The 1645-nt window shown below is 48.7% G+C and carries 1 pseudogene; it reads right to left on the reverse strand.

What is annotated here, in order from left to right:
- Positions 1-125 precede the first annotated feature (125 nt).
- Positions 126-1519 (reverse strand): annotated as a pseudogene (locus IEW48_RS16595) (phospho-sugar mutase); the annotation flags it as partial.
- Positions 1520-1645 lie beyond the last annotated feature (126 nt).

A 1645-nucleotide genomic window follows, 5' to 3' on the forward strand; every position in this document is an offset into this window, starting at 1 on the left:
GGATATCTGTTTTCACTCGCTATTTCCTCCAATCGTTTTGTTTTTGCCTATGACAAGGATTGCCAGGAAATAGCGAGTTTTTTCATGTCATCTTACACTACATCTCACAAAAAATGACCATGAATCTCTTTTCTTTTTAACGTCAGTGATTGCAGATCCTCGGCATAATAGCCATACCGCTCAAAGAGTTCCAATAGCCCGTCATTCAGGGTCTTGCCTTGGGACAAATAAAAAGCGCACACCTCGGCGGCCAAAAGGGCGGCCTGCACCGCATCTTTATCCCGGACAAAATCCCCGATAAGGTAGCCGTAGCTTTCTTCATAGCCAATCTGGAATTGATACTCTCCTGTGCCCTCATACTCCTTAATCTTCTCCCCGATAAACTTAAACCCGGTCAAGGTGTCAACGACACGGACACCGTAATCCTCGGCAATGGCCCGGCCCAGCTCGAAGGTGACAATGGTTTTTAACACGACGCCGTTATCCAGCAAAAGCCCTTTGGGCCCTTTGGCTTGTTTCTGCGACAAAAGATAATGGAGCATGAGCGCCCCGGGTTGATTGCCGGTTAAGACCACATAATCCCCTTGCCCGTTCTTAACCGCCACCCCCAAGCGGTCGGCATCAGGGTCAGTGCCGATCAACATGTCAGCATCTATTTTTTGACCATAGCGGATGGCCAGCTCAAAGGCTTCATGTTCTTCAGGATTGGGCGACTTTACCGTTGAGAATTCGGGATCAGGGTGGGCCTGTTCTTCTACCACGGTCACTTCAGTAAAGCCAATGGCTTGTAACCCGTTTAAAACGGGATGGTAAGAGGTTCCGTGCAAGGGGGTAAATACAATCTTTATCTTGCCGGCCATAAACTCAATCAACTCAGGGTTAAGCGAAATCGTTTTTAAGCAGGTCGTATAAGCCTCATCGATCTCCGGGCCGATCATCTTTAACAACACGAATGCCCGCAGCTCGTCTTCAGCAGCCACTTCAACACCCAGTTCATTTTCCACTTCATTGATGCGGGCAATGATCTCATTGGCCACGCCGGGCACCACTTGTCCTCCGTCGGGGCCATACACCTTATAACCGTTATATTCGGGCGGGTTATGGCTGGCCGTGATCACAATCCCGGCAAAAGCCCCCAAATGGCGCACGGCAAAAGAGAGTTCCGGAGTGGGCCTTAACGCATCAAACAGATAGATCTGAATGTGATGCTTACCCAGCGTCAAAGCATCCTGTTTGGCAAACTCGGCGGATTGATAGCGCGAATCATAAGCAATAGCAACGCCTCTTGTTTTGGCTTGCTCTCCAAAAGCGGCGATATAGCGGGCCAATCCTTCCGTAGCTTTTCTGACAGTGTAAATGTTCATGCGGTTTATACCGGGGCCCAGTTCCCCGCGCATCCCCCCCCCGTGCCAAATTCAAGGGGTTTGTAGAAGCAGTCCTCCAAAGTTTTGGGATCATGTTGCAGCTCTTCCAGCTGATATCTTAGTTCCGGATCTAAGTTAGGATGGTTTAACCAACGCGGATTAACCCCCTAAATTTGGACATAATCACAACTTTTTAAGTTATTTCTCAAAAATGCTCTTTGTTTCGTCTTTTTGTAGTATAGCCTGTCCGTCCATTTCATCAAGGGTAAAGGCTTACGCCC

Origin of the sequence: Caldalkalibacillus thermarum, from assembly GCF_014644735.1 — a bacterium.
Taxonomy (GTDB): domain Bacteria; phylum Bacillota; class Bacilli; order Caldalkalibacillales; family Caldalkalibacillaceae; genus Caldalkalibacillus; species Caldalkalibacillus thermarum.